Here is a 19,037-nt window from a genome sequence, read left to right as displayed (position 1 = left end):
GGCAAAAGAAGGATAAAGGGCAAGGTCGAGATAATCATCGACAAAGGAACTGACAGTAGTGAAGACAGAATCCATCTCAATATGAGGGAAGAGAGAATGGAGCAGTGGCAAACGGCCCTGAATCGAGTTATAGTGTGTTTGGTAATTTTGTTTATTGATCATGAACATATTTTACCAAAAAAGGCACCTCATCCATTACGGATCAGGTGCCTCTTTTTATTTTTGGACTGTCAGAAATTTAACAGCCCCTTTTACTTTATTCAGTTAAAATCCCATTTAAGAATTTACTTTAAGCCAGCAGCCTTTAAGACCTCATCATAATTTGGTTCATGGCTGACTTCATCAACATATTCTACGTATTTCAAAACGCCATCTTCGTCCGTTACAAAAGCTGCACGGCAAAGCAGGCCGTTTTCTTCCATACGAGTACCTGTCTTTTTAGCGAAGTCATCGAGTTTGAAATCACTGGTGGTTAAAATCTTTGCATTGTCATGTTCCTGGTTCCAGCGAGCCAACGCAAATGGGAGATCTTCAGATACAGAGACAACTTCAACTTCATCCTGATCTTTCATGAAGTTTAAAAATTTGCCAAGCTCTAATGAGCAGACACCTGTATCAACGCTTGGAACTGAAAGAATAATCTTCTTTCCTTTGGATTCCATTGGTTTTACTTCTTCAAGATCTGTATTCACAACTGTAAAATCAGGCATCACATCCCCAACGCTTAAAGTTTCACCTTCAAGAGTGACTGGGTTTCCTAAAAATGTAATCATGATAATTTCCTTCTTTCGTTTCGGACAGTCTGAAAGAATCTTCTTCCTGTCCTCTATTTTCTATTTTAGTGAAGGCTTTTCTGAAAAGTTGTCGATTTGACTTCCACAGTTTCCCGTATTCCGGACTAAATCAACCATAAATCGCCGACCAAAAATTAATATTCACTTATAATCTTATTTAGATTGGTTTTATAAAATTACAGGTTTCTTTCCTGTAAGTTTAAAGGTTTGGACCTTATTTTTCCTCTCAGGTTAAAAGCTGTCTTAATCAGACAAAATAAATGGGCAATTCCGAATACATCTGCGGAACGTTAGAGTACGATTAAATCACAAGAAAGATAGAAGCTGCCAAAACAACTTCTAGAGGAGAAATCAATATGACAAAAGAAGAATTCAGAAAAGCTCTTGAAAAAGCAGTAGGCGGCACCGTTTACGGCGAAGAAATCATCAAGGATCTCGTTGGTCACTTCGACGAAACTGGTAAATACGCCCAGGATGCTAAAGATCGTCTTGACGACCGCATTGGTATTCTGAATGGTTGGATCAAGAAGCACGAAGCCGAAGGCGCAACTGCTAAAGTAGCTGAAGAAAAAGCAAATCTCGAAATTGCTAAACTTGCTCTTGCAGCTGTTGAATAAGCCTTACCTGCTCAACAACCCTTAACATTTGCTTAAATCAGTTGTTTCAAACTGTTTAAGGTAAAGAACCATCGTTCTTTGCTGCTCAGCTTCATTGAAATGTCTTAATTCAATGATAAAAAAAACTGAGCAATTCCGATGAATTCATCGGAATATTAAGATACTATTAAGACACAAGAAAGATAGAAGTTCAAAAACATGAACTTCATGGGAGAAAACAATCATGACAAAAGAAGAATTCAAAAAGACTCTTGAAACTGCAGTAGGCGGAACTGCTTACGGTGACGAAATCATCGAAGACCTCGTAGCTCATTTCGACGAAACTGGTAAATATGCTCAGAACGCTAAAGACCGTCTTGACGAAAGAATCGCTACTCTGAAGGGCTGGGCTAAAAAGCACGAAGCTGAAGGACAGGCTGACAAAGCTGCTGAAGAACTGGCTAAAGTTGCTATCGCTGAAAAAGCTCTTGCCGCTATCGCTTAAGTTTCAACCTTTAAACTGATAACTGAACATTTCTGAATAACTCAGAAAATCCGGAGCCGTTCAATCGAACGGCTCCTTCTTTTGTCTGCTAACGGCTGCAATTCAAACTGCTCAGAGATATCCTGCCTGATTAAGTTATTGATTATTCTTTAGAAAAATTCAACGATCCGGTTCATACAAATCCAGTTCGCCTGAATATTAACAAACATATTCGACCAGGAAGATCTTCTCTATCAGTTATGTTATTAAAAATGTATAATCAAATCAGAATTTTCCTGTATATTCGAGTTACCAAAGCAAAAGGAGGGAAATGGCGTCGATATAAACTATCCATCTGTTAAATGTTAGTAAGGATTCATTAATGGTAACTAAAACCTTGCCTCGCACTGATGGATGACACTAATCGGATGACAAAATTTTTCTTTATTGTGTTTTTAGCTTCCGTTGCTGGATTAATACCAGTCTATCTTCACTCGAAATTTCTTAAGAGCATCGGCAATGAACAGTCAGACCAGAGCAACCGCTAAATACCGCAAAAACGCGGGGATTCTTTCTAAAACGATTCGAATCCCTAAAGTTCTCAACGACGAATTTGTTGTTGCATGCAAAACTCTGAATATTTCACAAAGCAGCGTTTTTATCAACGCAATGAAACGAATTATAGAAGAAGCTAAAAACGTACAGTAGTTCTATTTCTGCAGCTGCAAATTCCGGACTTCCATCGGATTCATTTCATAGCAGCCAACAGCAGAAGCTCTTACAATATAACAATGAGCAACGTAACAATGAGAGGCCATCCAATTTCATTAATCGGATGGCCTCTTCCTTTGTATTCCCTGCTGCACCATACGGTTCATCTTTTGGATACCATAAATACTTTATATAAAAAGGATACAAACAGGAAGCATACAAAATTATCTATCAGTCTTTCAGAGGATTAGTCAAAATAAAACTAATATAGACTGCATTGACATTAATTAATGTAAAAAGGCATAAAAAAAGCAGAATCTCCTTTATATATCAGAGATTCTGTTTATTCAATCCTAGTCCCGAAACTGAATATCCAACGATTATTAGTACTTTTTTGAAGGAATTAACTGACCAAAAACAAGGACTAACTGATCTGCCAGCTCGCTTCAGAGCCGTGATCGGTTTTCTTAACAATCAGCTTATCCTCAATTTCCTGTTTGAGTTCGCTGACGTGGGAAATGATGCCAATCATTCTCTTCTTTTCGGTCAGATCCTGCAAGACTCGAATCGCCTGAGAGCGGGTCTGATCATCGAGGGTTCCAAATCCTTCATCAATAAACATCATATCCAAAGAGAGACTGGCTGAGTTTTGCTGAATCTGATCAGCAAGTCCCAAAGCCATACTGAGCGCTGCCATAAAGGACTCTCCTCCTGAAAGTGTATTTACAGGAAGCGTTTTTCCAGTCACATTGGAATAGACCATTAAATCGAGACCTCTGTTTTTTCGACCCGTATCCGAAGTCTCAAGATCTGTCATCTGCAGTTCAAACTGTCCCCCATTCATTTCTACAAAACGGCGGTTGGCTGCTTTGAGGATTTCTCTTAGATAAGCCCGCAGGACATAAGTCTCAAGATCCATCTTTCCTCCGGACTTCTTTCCGGATAATACCGTATACAGGTTATCGAGCCTTGAAGATAAAAGAGAAGCTTTTTCTCTTTCTTTTATTTTCTTGTCCAGTACATCTTTTGCCTTTTTATCCATGTCTAAAGCCGACAGACAGATTCGCTGTTTCTGTTCGATCTGCGCCTTAACTTCCTGAACCTCTTTTTCTTTTTGCTCCAGGTTTTCAGTATCCGGCATTTTCTGATCCTGAATGTTCTTTTTAGCAGTCGTATAGAGCGCACTTGCAGCTGCATGTTGATTTTTCCAGTTGGATACATAACTTCTGCATGCGGCTACCGCAGTTTGTTCATCTGAATATTGACTGATAATCTCTTGCCAGTCTTTTATTTCTGGATGTTCATCCACAAACGATTGGTAAGCTGTTTTTTCCTTTTGAAACTGTTTGTCGAGTTCAGGAATCTGTGCAGTCAGGATCTTCAGATTTTCATTACAGGAAGAAAGCTGACGCTGAGCACTCATTACAGCATTCGATGCCTCTTCTTCTTTTTGATTCGCGGTGATTTGTGCCACCTTTGAGTCTTTTATGATTTGATTGGCTTCTTTTTCATCCGGAAAAGAAAGTCTCGTCCTTTTTTCATCGATCTGTGTTTTCAGACTTTCGATTTTCACATGGGCATTTAATAGGTCTGCCTCAATCTTTTCCTTATCCTGATTGATCTTCTCGATTTCGTGTCCGACTTTCTCCAAAAAGGTGGAAGCATTCTGAATTCGTTTGAGCTGTTTGTTTGAATGGATATCTGCAGTTGTCCATTCCTGCTCGATTTCATCGAGTTGAAGCAGGATCGTTTCAAGCAAAATCTTCTGATTTTCATCTCTTCGGGACTGATGAAGCTTTAAACAGACAGCTTCTCCCAAAAGCAGGCTCGAGGTCTTATCGAGCAATGCATCAATTTCCAGGAGCTCATCCTGGAGTTTTGATTGAAGATTCATCAGATTTTGAGAACCATTCTGGCATTCCAATGATAAATCCATCGATTTTTTCTGAGCACTTTCCACTTTCTTCTGAAGACTCGTCAAATCTTTTTCACTTAATATAGAACGATCTTCATCGAGTTTTGCAGGATTGGGATGATGAATACTTCCACATACCGGACAGGGTTTGTCCTCTGCTAATGACAAAGCCAGAATTCCCGCCTGACAATCCAGGAATTTTCTGTTTTCTACGATATAATGCAAATTGAGGTTTTCAAACTGCTGTATCGCCTGCTGGTATTGGCTTTTTGATTTTGGAAGGACTTCCTGTGTGTGTTCAACTTCTTTGGAAATCTCCTGAGCTTTTTTGAACCTCTTTTTCAGAGTGTTTAAATCTTCACAGACTGTATCGAGCAATGCCCGGCGAATCTTTTCAGCAGTCTGCGTTTCCGTAATGTTCTTTGCCGCTTCTGTTTTCTTTTCGAATTCATCGAGTTTTTGATTCAATGTTGACTGCTGTACTTTCAGATTCTGATAAGCCTGAATCACACGTTCTTTATCCTGATTTGCCTGCGCGATTTCCCTGAACAGGTTCAGACAATCCTGCGCTTTGGCGATGGCTAAGGAACATTTTTCTGTCATTGAAGCCGTCCTCATTTTGCATTCCTGATAGGTTTCAGAGGCTTTTTTCAGATTTTCTTTTGCGGCTGGAAGCTCTTCTTTCATCTTTTCAAACCGCGCTTTTGTCTCGTTTAGAGTTTTATAAATCTGATTGGCCTGATCATATCGAGCACGGGCTCGAAAGGAGAGCGGGATTTTCGTAATCAGCTTCTCATTGTCGAGCATCTGTTTTTCATGATTCTTCAACTCTTCCAAAGAGGCTTCAGCCTTATTCAGATTGGTAAAGTCTTCCTGCAGCCGTTTGGCCTGGGCGATCTGTTTTTGAATCGCCCGATCCTGGTTTTCAGCATTCATCCATTGTGCCTTCAGCTGACTGGCTTCATCTTCAAGGATTTTTATGATGGATGAAAGATCCTTTTGAAATTGCTCAATTTCTACAATCGAACACTGTGATCTGCCTTCCTTAAGACTTTGCTGAATGGACAAAGCTTCAAAATTATTGATCAGTGTTTCAGGAAATGAGCAGTTTTCAAGAGTCGATGTAATGCTGGTTTCGATCTGTTTCAGATTGGATTTTGCTTCACTGAGCTGATCCTTTAAAACATCGGTAATACGCGCATACTTTTCGGTGTTGAACAGCCGTGAAAAGATGGCTTTCTTATCCTGCGAGCTGGCCCGCAATACCTGCATGAATTCATTCTGGGCGATCATGGCCACCTGCATGAACTGTTCTCGATTTAATCCGATAATCTCTTCAATTTTGGCATCTGCCGAAACACCGCTTTCAGCAAAAGTGCCATCCAGATCGTAAAAATCAACCTTGCGGTTGACCAGGATATCTCCTTTTTCCTTATTCCGGACTCTTGGCTTATTCCATGCCGGACTTCTTTTAATGATATAGGTCTTCTGTTGTCCAGGCATCCCGTCCATAAATTCAAGTTCAATATAAGGTTCAAGACTCGCAGATCCAAAACGGCTTTTGAATTCCTGCGCGCTTTTTTTATTGGATATTGAACTTCCTTCACCATATAAGGCAAAAACAATCGCATCAAAGATGGTCGATTTACCGGCTCCTGTATCGCCGGTAATCAAGAACAGTTCCTGATTGGGCTTTGTAAAGTCGATGATGGTTTTGCCGCCATAGGATCCAAACGATTGCATGACCAGTTTGATTGGTTTCATTATTCCTCCATCCAGGCTTCATTAATCGCCTGCTGCAGCAAGTTGAGTTCTTCGGCATCAAAAGCGATGCTGCGGATACCCGCAAAATCAAGACATAGTTCCATGGGAGATAACTGCTTTGTCTTTTCAGAAGTCTCTTCATGGTTTTCTCTTCGATAATCGGTTTTACGGACAATATCGAGCAGATACGGATACTTCATACGTAGCCGATCATTGACATCGCTCATGTTCAGATCCACCGGATCCGTGATTTCAACGCTGACATAATCATTTTCGTATTCTGAATACTTGCTGAGCAGATTTTCAGCCAGATCACTCAGTTTGACGACCTGTCTTTTGGGTTTTAACTCAATCGATGTAACCGACTGATTCCCCTTTTCATGCAGATCGATCATTAGAATCTGCTTTTTCTGTCTGGATTCGGAAACGGAAAGCGGAATGGGCGAGCCACAGTAACGAATATTTTCGCCTTTGCATTTCATCGGTTTATGAATATGGCCAAGCGCAACATAATCAAAACCATCAAGGAGTTCTGCATCAATCCGGTCAATGTTTCCTATTGTTTTAATTTCACTGTCGCAGCGATCCAGCTGATCCGCCTTGCTGCTGGCTGGCAGATAGAACTGGTGTGAGACAATTACATTTCGTTTGGATAAATCAATTTCTTCCCGATTCAGCAAATATTGCAAAGCCTGCTGATAGGAAGAAACGCAATATTTTTCAGGAATCAATTCAGGCTGATCCGATTCAGCATTTTGCTTTCTGATTTTCGATTTCGTTTCATTTTCCGTTTTATCATTGGCGGCAATTGCATATTCTGACAGAGCTAACGGGCGAACCATTGAGGGACGAACAAATGGAAGCAGATAGAAATTCACCTCCCCAAATTCATCTTGTAAAACAACTTTTTCTATCCTCTGGTCTGGTTTATTTGGTGCTTTACCGATCATATGAATCTTTTCATAACACAAAACGTCTCTGAAAAGATCAATTCGCTCATTATTATCGTGATTGCCGCTGATCATCATGACATGCAGATCCGGTACTTCTTTTTTAAGACGGCTGACAAATCGATTAAATGTCGCAACCGCTTCAGCACTTGGAATGGCTTTATCAAAAATATCCCCTGCGATCACTAGAGCATCCGGCTGATGTTTCTTAATTTCTTCGAGTACCTGATCAAAGATATAATCATGATCTGAACTCAGATCTCTTTGAAACAGTCTGGCTCCAATATGCAGATCTGACAGATGAAAAATCTTCATTCAAATATTACCCTGCCTTTCTTTTCCATATTTATCATGAGTTCCTGTTTACAACATTGAATGATCTTATCTTACCTGAATTATTCGCCAACCTTTTCGATTTCGGGATTCTTTGTTAATTCTTGATCCAATTCTTTATATGGACAGTTTTTTGATTCAGGCAAAGCTTTCGATTCCCAATCCTTGAAGCGTCTATAATTGAACTTGTAAGAAGAAGGTTTTAAAGATTATCTATCCGATCAGTATGTGTCAAAAAGAAAAACTGTTCAGGCCATCTTTATACAGAAATATTCAAACACAGATGATTACTTTAAAATCTTTATTTTGCAATTGTTGGAGGTGAAGACGATGTACAGTGAATTAAATGCCGGAAAGGCCATCGTTTTAAAAGATCAGGTAAAATATGAAAAAGGCAAAGCCATTAAACAGCCTTTTATTACTGCAGACAATACAAAGTTGCTTTTAATTGCCATCGACCATGGAGAACTGCCAACTCATGCGGCTCCAGCCGATGCTCTGATCACTGTTCTTGAAGGTGAAGGCGATCTGACTTATGAAGGAAACACCATTCATATTCATGAGCATGACAGCGTTAAGTTTGAAAAGGGTGCTATGCATTCTGTAAAGAGCGACAAAAAATTAAAATTCTCCCTGCTTCTTTTAGCTTAAGAATCTCCGAAAAGAAGACAAAGAGTGAAGCAAAACCGGAGATTGACAAAAGCTGAATCAAAACAAACGATTCATCAATCTTTTAAGGCAAAAGCGGCTGCTTTTGCCTTTTTCTCTTGCCTTCCAACGTTTTTGTCTTCGCTTGTCACGCTTATTTTAACTGCTGCTTGATGACTCAAAGCATTTATAAAAAAAAGCCGGCATCTTAAGCCAGCTTTTCCAGTCTGTATTTATCAGCATTTAAATCAGCGATTCATTGTGTATCTGTAATTATCGCATTTCAACGATCTCTATTCTATATACAGTGCGGGGGGGGGTTGATTACTATATGATTTTTCAATCAGAATCTATATTTCGTCTCCCGTATCAAGAACAGATCAAATTTCAGACTGTTTTATTCCTATACATCAGGAACTTTTAAAATCAGACGACGACAAATTAATCCGTTCTTATTCAGCTTCCGGAGTATTCAGTTCCTGCTTCTTTTCTTTAATCAGCTCAGCGAGTTGATCAAGCAGTTCAGGATTGTCTGTCTGTTTAATAAAGTTCATTGCCAGCGCATAAGAAGTGCCTTCTGTGAGTGAACTCTGAATATACTGACTCTGCGAAATAATTGGTCTGAAAGTTCTTGTTAGTGCGTTTTTGTTATAGCCAAATCCCGCAACTTCGATAAATCCAATGGTTTGAAGTTTTTTAAGAACAATCTGGATTGTATTTCGACTAAGTTCAGGTGCCAGCACAAGAATATCATGTGCAGAGAGTGGCTCATCGCTGCTCCATAAAACATTCATAATCTGAGTTTCGCGCTTGGTCAGCCTTTCTGTTTCCATACCTTATCTCCTTAATTTTTCCGATCCAACATTTCAAAAAGCATAATTGGATCATCACGAACCATCAATGACATTTTATCCCTCTTAATTCTTGAGAACAATAGTTTTCGTGTGATTTCAATATAAATTCAAATTTTCGTTCAGTCAAAGGTAATGCCGTATCATGTTTATTTCCCATTTTATAAAATTACAGATACATTAAAAGCAAATACTACTTAACAGGGGAAAGCCAAACCTTACCAGTTCCCCGGTATACGTTAACCAATCCTTCTTCTGAAACTGCCGATCCAAGCAGGGATTTGCCGCTTTTTTCAACTGTGAAATTGAGGGTATTGCTCCAGGCGATTGCAAAGTTTCCATCGACTTTTAATGTGTCATTGGTTAACTGCACTTCAACAATCTCATCGGCTGGAACATTGCTTTCTAAAGCAATCATTCCATCTCCTTCCAGGCACAGGTTGAATAAACCTTCATTACCCGCCAGGGCACTGGATAAATTCGTCCGGCTGACAGTGCGGTGACGAACTCTGGAATCGCATGCCAGAAATAAACCATCATCAAGCACAATTTCGCCGCCCCATTCTCTTGGGTTGGTCAACAGGATGAACTTTTCAGTCGGTTCACACACCAGCAGCCCGGTTCCGGTATATTCCGGTTTGATTGCCGACTCACCAGTCATTTTTCCGCGGACTGCTTTTCCAAACAGATCGCCAATTCCCTTGATGCCTGTCGTGGTCTGGCAGTCTCCAATCATCCATTGCATATCACCTGGCTGAATCGTTACCGAAGCTACGGCCAGATTGCATAAAAGCTGACGCTTGCGGATATTCATCTGCGAAGCAAAATACGCCTGCATTGCTTCATGAGCAGTTACACTCTGATCCTTCTTATGCTCGATTACTGTAAATGGCCCTTCTTCACTCAAAACGTTGACGTTTGGGTTGTTTTTCAGATTGAAAATATTAAACATGTATCCTCCTTAACCGGCTAAACCACAGGAAAACATTATATTTAGGGCTGTCATATTTCAAATATAAAATGACACAATAAAACTAAATATAAAACCATATTTTGAAATTATCTGCATTATTCTCATTAATAGTTAGGAAAAGCACTATAATTTACCTGCTGATTTTTTCGCCGCGATTCTATTTTATCGTCCGGCGTCAGCCTTACCTACTTACATCAAAAATCCAATATCTTTGATTTTTCCTTTTTATGTTCTTTCATCCTATAATTGAACATGCGAAGAAAGGGGTAATCGAATGTTTTATGGTGAAATAAAAAAATGTGATATTGCCAATGGAAGCGGGGTGAGGGTTTCCCTATTCGTTTCCGGATGCCGAAATCACTGTCCTGGCTGCTTTCAGCCAGAAACCTGGGACTTCGCTTATGGCCGTCCATTTACAAAAGAAACGGAGTCTGAGATTTTTCAGGCTTTACGTCCTTCCTATATTCAGGGGCTGACTGTTTTAGGTGGCGAGCCCTTCGAACCAGAAAATCAAAAAGAGCTTCTGCCTTTATTAAAAAAGATCAGAGAACAGCTTCCAAACAAGGATATCTGGATGTTTACAGGGTATGTTCTTGATCAGGACCTGCTTGATGGAGGCAAAAAACATACCGAACAGACGGATGAAATCCTCTCTATGATCGACGTATTAATTGATGGTCCTTTTGTGGAAGAGCTCAAAGATATTACTTTACAGTTTCGTGGATCTTCCAATCAGAGACTCATCGATGTTCCAGCTTCCTTAAAAGCTTGCCAAGTCATTGAATACGTTCCTGCCTTTTAGAATTCCTTGCGATACAGCAGGAGTCCACGTCAATCAAACCACTAAACATTAAAACGAAAATTAAAGGAGTTCAGATCCAAATATTCTGAACTCCTCATTTTTATTATCTGTAACTGAAGTCTATTGTGTTTTGAACCCGTTCTGATTTTACCTGACGCTGACTGGAGTGTATCCAGCTTCCTTAACCGCATTGGCTAAAGCCTGATCATTCAGATCATTTCCTTCAACTTTTGCCATTCCATCATCAAGGCTTACGTTCACTTTGTTTACACCTTCGACTTTTTCAAGAGCTGCACTGACATGCTTAACACAGTTCATGCAGCCCATTCCTTCAATTTTTATTGTTTTTTCCATGAAATTGTTCTCCCTTCACTGTTCATTTTCCTCTGATTTCTGCAATCAGTGGGTTAATCCATTTCCTATCATAATCCTGTTTATGATCCGATTTTTATTTCAGAGCATTTTCGTTTTTGGCTTATTCGACCTCTGAATTTCTAAGTCTTCAGATCTCTAAATCAGCAAATCTCCAAATAATATTCATCCATAGTTTATTTCTTTGCCATCTGCAGGGACAGCTTTCTGCTTTTGATTTCAGAAGCGCCATAACCCGCCTCTTTTACGGCTTCAATCAACGTGTTGACATCGGCAGCCTGACTGTTGTTTGCCCTGACGATTACGACTGCTTGTTTCTTTTCGAGCGAAACCTGAACGCTGACTACACCTGGCACGCTTTCTAAAGCTTTTGTGACCGAGGCAGTACAATGAGCGCAGCTCATTCCATCCACATTCAACAGGATGGTCTGATCGTCCTGAGGTTTTAAAACAGCTGTTTTATCCTCATCATCTTCTTTTAATACCGCTTCGTAGCCCGCTTCCTTAATCGCCTGAATGCACTGACTGATCATTTCTTGATCATTAGAAGAATCCTTCTTTTCCAGTGTGACTCGCGCCTGATTCTTATTTAAATCAACATCGACGTTTTTTATACCTGGCAGCGATTTCAAAGCCTGTTCTACCCGGTTAACGCAATGCGCACAGCTCATTCCCGCTACATCAAAAGTATAAGTCTTTGTCAGCGAATCTGTATTTTTATCCAGAACTTTGCCTGGATAGCCCGCTTCATCAAGAGCTGCAAGAAGACTGACTAATCGTTCCTTTTTCTGATTCTCATTTTCAGCTGGATTCATCAATACAAAGGCTTCATTATTCTTTAAAGAAACTTCGGCCGTCTTAACAAATGGGAACTCTTCGAGAGTCTGCTTTATGCGGCCAGCACAATGATTGCAGGTCATGTTGGAAATCTGAATTAAAGCCGAATTGCGCTCATCGTCTTTTGCCTGCTCATTTAACAATTCGGGGATTTCCTGAATCTTTTCTTCTTCACTGTGAATCTCTGAAATGGTCACTACTGGCACTTCTGGCTTAACTTCCTGCCCGTTAACCCGAACAGAAGCCACTGTCGGTTTAAACAGACGAAGGCGAAGTGCATTCAGGCAGACCGTAACCGAACTAAGCGACATCGCTGCTGCCCCAATCATTGGGTTAAGCAGCCAGCCAAAGGCTGGATAGAACAGCCCCATAGCAACTGGAATCCCCAATACGTTGTAGAAGAAGGCCCAGAACAGATTTTCTTTGATGTTTCGAATCGTGGCTCTTGAAAGCTGAACTGCGCTGACAACATCCAGCAAAGAATCCTTCATTAAAACGATGTCTGCCGATTCGATCGCAATATCTGTTCCGGCACCGATGGCAATTCCGACATCCGCTCTGGTTAAGGCGGGTGCATCATTAATACCATCCCCAACCATGGCGCAGACTTCTTTTTGATCCTGCAGCTTGCGGATGACTGATTCCTTGTCCGCCGGCAGTACATCGGAAATCACTTCATCAATATCGAGATTTCTGGCAATGGCATTGGCCGTTGCTGCATTATCACCTGTCAGCATGATGGTTCGAATGCCCATCTTCTTGAGTTCTTTTAAAGCCGAAGCTGAGTCTGGACGAACCGTATCAGCAATTGCAATCAGACCAGCCAGCTGATTGTTAAAGGCAAACAGCAGTGGCGTCTGCCCTTTTGAGGCACATTCGTTTAACGCATCGATTTCTTCCGGACTGATCTGAATGTAGTTTTCATCCATAAAGGCTTTGTTTCCGGCAAGTATGTTCCATGAGTCCACTTTGGCAAGCAGACCACGACCGCTGATCGCCTCAAAGGATTCAGGAGCGCTAAGTGAAAGATTTTTTGCCAAAGCGTATTGAACAACGGCTTTTCCTAATGGGTGTTCAGAGCCCATCTCAGCTCGCGCACTGGCTTCAATAAACTGATCCGGATTTAAAGCTGAATCAAAAATACGTACATCGACGACTTCCGGTTTTCCGGAAGTAATTGTTCCGGTCTTATCTAAAACAATAGCTTTCACATTATGGAGCGTTTCCAAAGCAGAAGCGGATTTAATTAATACCCCATATTCAGCCGCTTTACCGGTTGAAACCATAATGGCAAGCGGAGTCGCTAAACCTAGAGCGCAAGGACAGCTGATGACAAGCACGCTGACGGCATTGGACAGCGCAAACTCAAATGGCATGCTGGCAATCATCCAGCCAATGAATGTCACTAAGGCAATCACGAGCACCGCTGGAACAAAGATACCGGCCACTTTATCCGCTAATCGAGCAATAGGCGCTTTTGAATTTCCTGCCTCATTTACCAGTCGGATCACCTGAGCCAGTGTTGTATCATCACCGACTTTCGTGGCTGTAAATTTGAAGGTTCCATTAATATTGATTGTTGCGGCCATGACCGGATCACCCTGCACTCTTTCAACAGGGACCGATTCACCGGTAATTGCGGCCTGATCCACATAGCCTGTTCCTGTCTCAACAATTCCATCCACCGGAATTTTCTGACCCGGACGAACAACGACAAGATCTCCAGTTGTAACCTGGGAGGCTTCCACCTGGATTTCAACTCCATCTTTTTCAATCACAGCGGATTTGGGAGAAAGATCAGCCAGTTTTCCTAAGGCATCTGAAGTTTTCGCCTTGCTTCTGGCTTCAAGGTATTTTCCAAGAGATACCAGAGTGACAATCATTGCAGCACTTTCAAAATACAGTGCATCCATGGCGCTGTGAATGATGTGATGATCCATCACTCCATATCCATAGGCCATTCTTAAAATTCCATATAAACCATATAAGAAGGACACTGAACTTCCGATCGCTACAAGCGTATCCATATTCGGCGCTTTTTTAATAAGAGCCTTAAAACCATGCGTAAAGAAGGATCGCTGATAGAACAGAATAATCATCGAAAGAACGAGCTGCATGATGGAAGAGACCATCATCCATTCCATATCCATAAAAAAGGTAAAGATTCCAAACATTGGAAGCATGGAAAAGCACATCAATACGGCCAGCAGAATCAAGGAAATCACCAGGATTTTTTTCTTCTCTTTCATCTCCTGACGAACTTTTTCCTGCTTCTTTTCCCATTTCGCCGCCAGATCATTATCTTCTTCATTTAATTTCTGATTCTGAAGAACGGCAGAATAGCCGATATTGCTTACGGCATTCTCGATTTTCTGCGGATCCACTTTGGATGGATCATATTCAACCTTCATCGAATTGGATAAAAGGCTTACTTCTGCACTCTTAACCCCATCAAGCTTATTGACTGCTTTAGTCACATTCGCTTCACAGGCAGCGCATGTCATTCCTATGACATCAAATTTTTCGATCTGCACTCAATCACCTCACTTATGAAAAATCCAAAAGCACTCAGGACCAGTGAACATTTGTTCGATCCAGAATTCCAAATGGAGCTGACGATTTCTGAAACTGCATTTCTGCACTGAAATTATTTGAACAAACTCAAATCAATCAGAAAAGACAGAAAGAAAAAGAGCACTTTCTATCTCCTGTATTCATTGTAGACTCAACTTATGTTATTAAATTGGTTAACGCCTTTTCAATCAAGAATCTACCGTTTATTGAATATGAAAGATTTTTCAAATTGAGAAAAAACCGATAAAAGTGAGAAATATACATTTTTACACAAATTATTTATTCATATTTTTCCCGAAAGTCTCAAAAAACGTTATAATTTCAGCTGATTTTCACCGTCTGAAACTTTTTAATTGACTTCTCCTTGTTTATCGAATAACAGGATAAATCTCTTCAAACTTCATGAAAATCTTTGCAGCCATAACCGGAACAATTCCGGTTTTTTCTTGTCTGAATTCTTTTTTATGCATTCAGGCTTTCATCATACATCCAGTCTTAAAAAAATGGTTTCGGCTGCTCTTATTCTTTTAAAAGGACAAACAAAAGCGGATCCCCTGCAAGATCAAGATATGGCTGTTCATTATTTCTTTACAGAAGCACTCTGCTTAATTAGCGTTTTAGAGTACTTTACTGCAGACTGCTTTGCCATATATTTTATTCATTTATATTTTATTTACTTTCGATCCTGCAGATTAAACGATCCATTTCGCATTGGCTCTGTACTTTTTGTTTGTTTTTTGTTTTATCCGCTTTTTCTTTGATGAAGCTTTGGATTCACTTTTTTTATTTGTTTTAATTTTTATCCCTATATTTTCTATGGCCGAATTTTACCGCCTTGAAATCTTTGATCTGACTTTTCAATCAGCGTTTTAAGTCTTTTTCCAATTGTAAAACTTGCTGACAAATTGATTGATCAAAATTTCTAAACAAAATTCCTGAATATTGAAAGGAGTGAGAAAACAATGAGCGCTGCTCTGTTAGTTCTCCTTACTTATATCCTGTTTTTTCTGGTCTGCCTTGTCCGTTATACTTCATATCATTTACGGGTTGATTTACAGATCGACTCATTCTATCAGATCATCTTTAACTTACAGATGGGGATGGAAGGCGGAGAAGATGTCTGGAAAGATGCCGCAATTGGCTTTTTCAACCATTACGGTCCAGCCCTGGCAATCATGGGTATCCTTGCGCTGTTTGCCTTTATCTTATGCCTTAAAAACGGAATTGAAGTCTTCCGTTTAAAACGTGAATACCGAAAACTCTCACTGAATCAGAAGAAAGCCCACAAAGCCTGGCTGATTGGATCGCTTGCCTGTACGATTGGCTTTGCTTCTGTTCTCGGGATTACGAGTCTTCGTGAGCTCAATCGTCTTGGATATTTTAGATACATGGAGCTTCAGAATTCAGATTCCAACTTTTATGAAGCAAACTACGTCAATCCTTACGATGTAAACATTACTTTTCCTGTAAAAAAGAAGAATCTGGTCTATATCTTTATGGAATCCATGGAACGTTCCTACTCAGATCCTGAACATGGTGGATTTTATGAAGGAAACCTGATTCCTGAATTAACTAAGCTTTCCCTGGAAAAAGGTGAAGATTTCGGGGACGGAAAACAACTTTCCGGAGCTGTGACTACTGTTTCTTCCACCTGGACTGCTGCGGCTCTGGTAACTCAGACTACCGGTTCCCCTCTGGTTTATGTCGATCCGCATGAAGGCGGTAACGGCTACTGGGATGACAGTGAAACACCATTTTTAAAGAACCTGAAATCCCTGGGAAACATTCTTCAGGATAACGGCTATAACAACTCCTTTATCTGCGGATCACTAGGCACATACGCCGGGCGTCAGAACTTCTTTGAGCAGCATGGCGACTACGCATTTTATGATATAGAAACAGCCCGGGAAGATGGAATCACACCTACTAAGGATTACAACGTCTTCTGGGGAATGGAAGATAAATATCTCTTTGATTACGCAAAGAAGATCATTACTCAGGAAGCTGCAAAAAATGAACCTTTTAACGTCTCCATGCTGACAGTGGATACACATTTCCCACATGGTTATCTTTGCGAAGAATGCCCGGATCCAAACAGTGATCCAAAGTTTAATGGCGAGCAGATCAAGGCAGTCATCAGCTGCTCTGATAAACAGGTAAGCGATTTTGTCGACTGGATTTATCAGCAGCCATTTGGAAAGGATACAGTGACCGTTCTGGTTGGGGATCATGCCAACATGTCTGCAGATCTGACTGCGCAGATGCAGGGATATGGACGCCAGGTTTACTTTACGATCATTAACGGTCCTGAATATCATGGGCGAGTCAAAAAGTATTCTACTCTCGATATGTTTCCAACAACCGTAGCCGCTTTAGGAGCAACCATTCAGGGCAATCGCCTTGGTTTAGGAACAAACCTGTATTCCAATGAATTTACACTGTATGAATCTTTAGGTCTTTCTTCTTTAAATGAACAGATTCCAGCCGCTTCGGATTACTATATTCATGAAATTCTTGGAATGGAATCTTCTGAGCAGGGAGATAATGGACAGCCAAAAGGCCGCAAATAAGCGTTTTAATCTATCGAACATGAACGTCTAAATATATATTGATATAACGTTAAACAAATTGATTTTAAATGAACAAAATGGATGCTCAATTACAGATATTCTGCGATTGGGCATCCATTTATTATTTTCCTCTGATCTGGGTCTTCGAAATGTTTTATCTGGTTGTTTTAATATTAGCTATTAATTTAGGATTTTCAATTTAAGTATAATTTAATTTCTTATGATTTCCTGTTTTTATAGATATCCGTTATCTATAACTTTTATAAGAATTATAACCGATACCTGAGTATGAAAACTTATCGATTGTCTTTACATCATTTTATCTACTTTTTCTGAAAATTAATGTAAGTTCTTTCCGAAGCGATATAATTTTCTGAAATTTACTTTTTTCTGTGGGTTTAAGCTCTTTTCAAATCAGGTTCGATACCTTTCAGAGAATCGATAGAATAGGTGATAATTAAACACTAACGGCTAAAAATTCACCTCTAAATATTGACAAAAAGCAATTAATTTATCTGTGATTTCTTTTTGGAATCGGTACAATGGATTCAGAGTTTCCGCTTACATGGAATCATTCTTTCTGAAGAAGGTGACTGTTATGACATTTGATGTATCCTCCTTCGTTAATACCTGGCTGTGTGTCAGCCTGCTCAACTGGTTTCTCGGTCGAATTGTCCGGGGCAAAGATGTATACGGTCATTTCCGTCATACATTTCTGACTTTTCTGTTCTGGATGATTACCCTGAGACTTTTTTTGCCCGCTAATTTTATTTTTGGTCTGCCAAGTCCTTTGCTGCCCTATATCGACTGGCTCAACGATTTACTGGTTCTTCCATTGTTTGGAACTCCGCTGACTTTTTCTGGAATTCTTTCTTACATCTGGCTGTTTGGAGCTGTATATTCTTTGCTGCAGTTTTATTGCCGCCGCAATCAGCAGATGGAAGTGGCTAAAGGTCTGATGGCCAGGTCCATAAAAACCACCGTCAGGAATTTGATTCCTGAATACATTGGGCCGGACTATGTCGTCTGCCTTTCCAAGGATATTGAAACTCCCTTTGTCTATGGTTTTTCTTCGAACATCATGCTGCCAGATAAGCCTTATTGAAAGCAGACTCTGTATTATATCCTTTGCCATGAAACCATGCATATTTACGCCTGTGATGCTTCTGTCCGTCTTCTTTCGGAAGTATTGATCCGAATCTACTGGTGGATGCCCAATCTTCGATCCCTGAGTGCCAATGTCTCATCGATGGTGGAGTTAAGAAACGATGGGCTTCTGATGGACCTTTTTTCCAAAAACGACATGATTGGCTACTGTGAGGCTTTGCTTGAGGTAGCCCATCCAAGCTTTAATTCCAGGATGACAGATCTCGGATTTCAGGATGCCTATATTGGTAACAAAAACATGCTTTATCCTCCAATCACATCCCAGGAGATTGCTGTGGATCCGGCTGTTGCTGATGAAGCCAAGTCCTTTGAAGTTCTGGCTTTTGGGGAACCAAATACAGACTTAAAAACCCGAATTCTTTATAATCTGAGCGCGCATGAACACCCCAGAACGAAAAACATTTACTTCCAAATCGTTCTGCTTCTGATTATTGTCTCTGCTTTATGTAGGGGGCAACAGCAATTCTTCCTCCTGTAAAATCAAAACGTGATAAACGAATTTAGCCATTTATTATCAGAACAGAACAAAAAAGGGGCTGTTAAATTTCTGACAGTCCAAAAATAAAAAGAGGCACCTGATCCGTAATGGATGAGGTGCCTTTTTTGGTAAAATATGTTCATGCTCAATAAACAAAATTACCAAACACACTATAACTCGATTCAGGGCCGTTTGCCACTGCTCCATTCTCTCTTCCC

15 protein-coding genes are annotated in these 19,037 nt (G+C 40.3%); 8 read left to right on the top strand and 7 right to left on the bottom strand.

Features of this window, described 5'->3' with window-relative positions; translation table 11 throughout:
* Positions 1–284 precede the first annotated feature (284 nt).
* The gene (gene tpx / locus BO222_RS03215) at positions 285–773 is read right to left on the bottom strand and encodes a thiol peroxidase (protein ID WP_143356918.1); all 489 of its coding nucleotides are present in this window, start codon (positions 771–773) and stop codon (positions 285–287) included.
* A gap of 377 nt (positions 774–1,150) precedes the next feature.
* On the opposite strand from tpx, the gene BO222_RS03210 reads away from it, so the two are divergent.
* The 3 genes from BO222_RS03210 to BO222_RS03200 all read left to right on the top strand — a co-directional run bounded on the left by BO222_RS03210 (position 1,151) and on the right by BO222_RS03200 (position 2,582).
* Positions 1,151–1,411 carry an FRAT-87 protein gene (locus tag BO222_RS03210; protein ID WP_075818271.1) on the top strand — a complete coding sequence of 87 codons (261 nt, stop codon included), beginning with the start codon at positions 1,151–1,153 and terminating at the stop codon, positions 1,409–1,411.
* Positions 1,412–1,634: 223 nt separating this feature from the next.
* Positions 1,635–1,895, top strand: a complete 261-nt coding sequence (locus BO222_RS03205) for an FRAT-87 protein (RefSeq protein ID WP_075818269.1) — start codon at positions 1,635–1,637, stop codon at positions 1,893–1,895.
* Positions 1,896–2,393: 498 nt separating this feature from the next.
* On the top strand, positions 2,394–2,582 hold the full coding sequence (locus BO222_RS03200; RefSeq protein ID WP_075818267.1) for a hypothetical protein: 189 nt from the start codon (positions 2,394–2,396) through the stop codon (positions 2,580–2,582).
* 427 nt (positions 2,583–3,009) lie between these two features.
* Here BO222_RS03200 and BO222_RS03195 read toward each other — a convergent pair whose 3' ends face one another.
* Both BO222_RS03195 and BO222_RS03190 read right to left on the bottom strand, forming a co-directional pair.
* Positions 3,010–6,264 carry an AAA family ATPase gene (locus BO222_RS03195; RefSeq protein ID WP_075818265.1) on the bottom strand — a complete coding sequence of 1,085 codons (3,255 nt, stop codon included), beginning with the start codon at positions 6,262–6,264 and terminating at the stop codon, positions 3,010–3,012.
* Positions 6,264–7,529 carry an exonuclease SbcCD subunit D gene (locus BO222_RS03190; protein ID WP_075818263.1) on the bottom strand — a complete coding sequence of 422 codons (1,266 nt, stop codon included), beginning with the start codon at positions 7,527–7,529 and terminating at the stop codon, positions 6,264–6,266. The genes BO222_RS03195 and BO222_RS03190 overlap by 1 nt, the downstream gene beginning before the upstream one ends.
* Before the next feature lie 348 nt (positions 7,530–7,877).
* On the opposite strand from BO222_RS03190, the gene BO222_RS03185 reads away from it, so the two are divergent.
* Entirely contained in the window at positions 7,878–8,198 is a 321-nt protein-coding gene (locus tag BO222_RS03185; protein WP_075818261.1) for a cupin domain-containing protein, read from the top strand.
* A 449-nt stretch (positions 8,199–8,647) separates the two neighbouring features.
* Here the strand turns inward: BO222_RS03185 and BO222_RS03180 are convergent, their stop codons facing one another.
* Positions 8,648–9,028 (bottom strand): BlaI/MecI/CopY family transcriptional regulator, encoded by a 381-nt coding sequence (locus tag BO222_RS03180; RefSeq protein ID WP_075818259.1) that lies wholly within the window; start codon positions 9,026–9,028, stop codon positions 8,648–8,650.
* 211 nt (positions 9,029–9,239) lie between these two features.
* On the bottom strand, positions 9,240–9,998 hold the full coding sequence (locus BO222_RS03175) for an AIM24 family protein (RefSeq protein WP_075818256.1): 759 nt from the start codon (positions 9,996–9,998) through the stop codon (positions 9,240–9,242).
* Between the two features lie 295 nt (positions 9,999–10,293).
* Here BO222_RS03175 and nrdG point away from each other — a divergent pair, with 295 nt between their 5' ends.
* Positions 10,294–10,821, top strand: a complete 528-nt coding sequence (gene nrdG / locus BO222_RS03170) for an anaerobic ribonucleoside-triphosphate reductase activating protein (RefSeq protein WP_075818254.1) — start codon at positions 10,294–10,296, stop codon at positions 10,819–10,821.
* 147 nt (positions 10,822–10,968) lie between these two features.
* On the opposite strand, the gene BO222_RS03165 is transcribed toward nrdG, so the two are convergent.
* Positions 10,969–11,175 carry a heavy-metal-associated domain-containing protein gene (locus tag BO222_RS03165; RefSeq protein WP_075818252.1) on the bottom strand — a complete coding sequence of 69 codons (207 nt, stop codon included), beginning with the start codon at positions 11,173–11,175 and terminating at the stop codon, positions 10,969–10,971.
* Positions 11,176–11,369: 194 nt separating this feature from the next.
* Positions 11,370–14,564 carry a heavy metal translocating P-type ATPase gene (locus BO222_RS03160; protein ID WP_075818250.1) on the bottom strand — a complete coding sequence of 1,065 codons (3,195 nt, stop codon included), beginning with the start codon at positions 14,562–14,564 and terminating at the stop codon, positions 11,370–11,372.
* A 1,002-nt stretch (positions 14,565–15,566) separates the two neighbouring features.
* On the opposite strand from BO222_RS03160, the gene BO222_RS03150 reads away from it, so the two are divergent.
* The 3 genes from BO222_RS03150 to BO222_RS03140 all read left to right on the top strand — a co-directional run bounded on the left by BO222_RS03150 (position 15,567) and on the right by BO222_RS03140 (position 18,819).
* A complete protein-coding gene (locus tag BO222_RS03150) occupies positions 15,567–17,174 on the top strand; it encodes an LTA synthase family protein (RefSeq protein ID WP_075818246.1) in 1,608 nt (535 codons plus the stop codon).
* A gap of 598 nt (positions 17,175–17,772) precedes the next feature.
* Positions 17,773–18,279, top strand: a complete 507-nt coding sequence (locus BO222_RS03145; protein WP_143356917.1) for a hypothetical protein — start codon at positions 17,773–17,775, stop codon at positions 18,277–18,279.
* A 36-nt stretch (positions 18,280–18,315) separates the two neighbouring features.
* Positions 18,316–18,819 carry a hypothetical protein gene (locus BO222_RS03140; RefSeq protein ID WP_075818243.1) on the top strand — a complete coding sequence of 168 codons (504 nt, stop codon included), beginning with the start codon at positions 18,316–18,318 and terminating at the stop codon, positions 18,817–18,819.
* Positions 18,820–19,037: the final 218 nt, after the last annotated feature.

The sequence above is a fragment of the Ileibacterium valens genome, from assembly GCF_001945525.1.
Classification (GTDB): domain Bacteria; phylum Bacillota_I; class Bacilli_A; order Erysipelotrichales; family Erysipelotrichaceae; genus Ileibacterium; species Ileibacterium valens.
The sequence above is the reverse complement of the archived record's forward strand: the minus strand, read 5'-3'. Positions and strand labels throughout refer to the sequence as shown.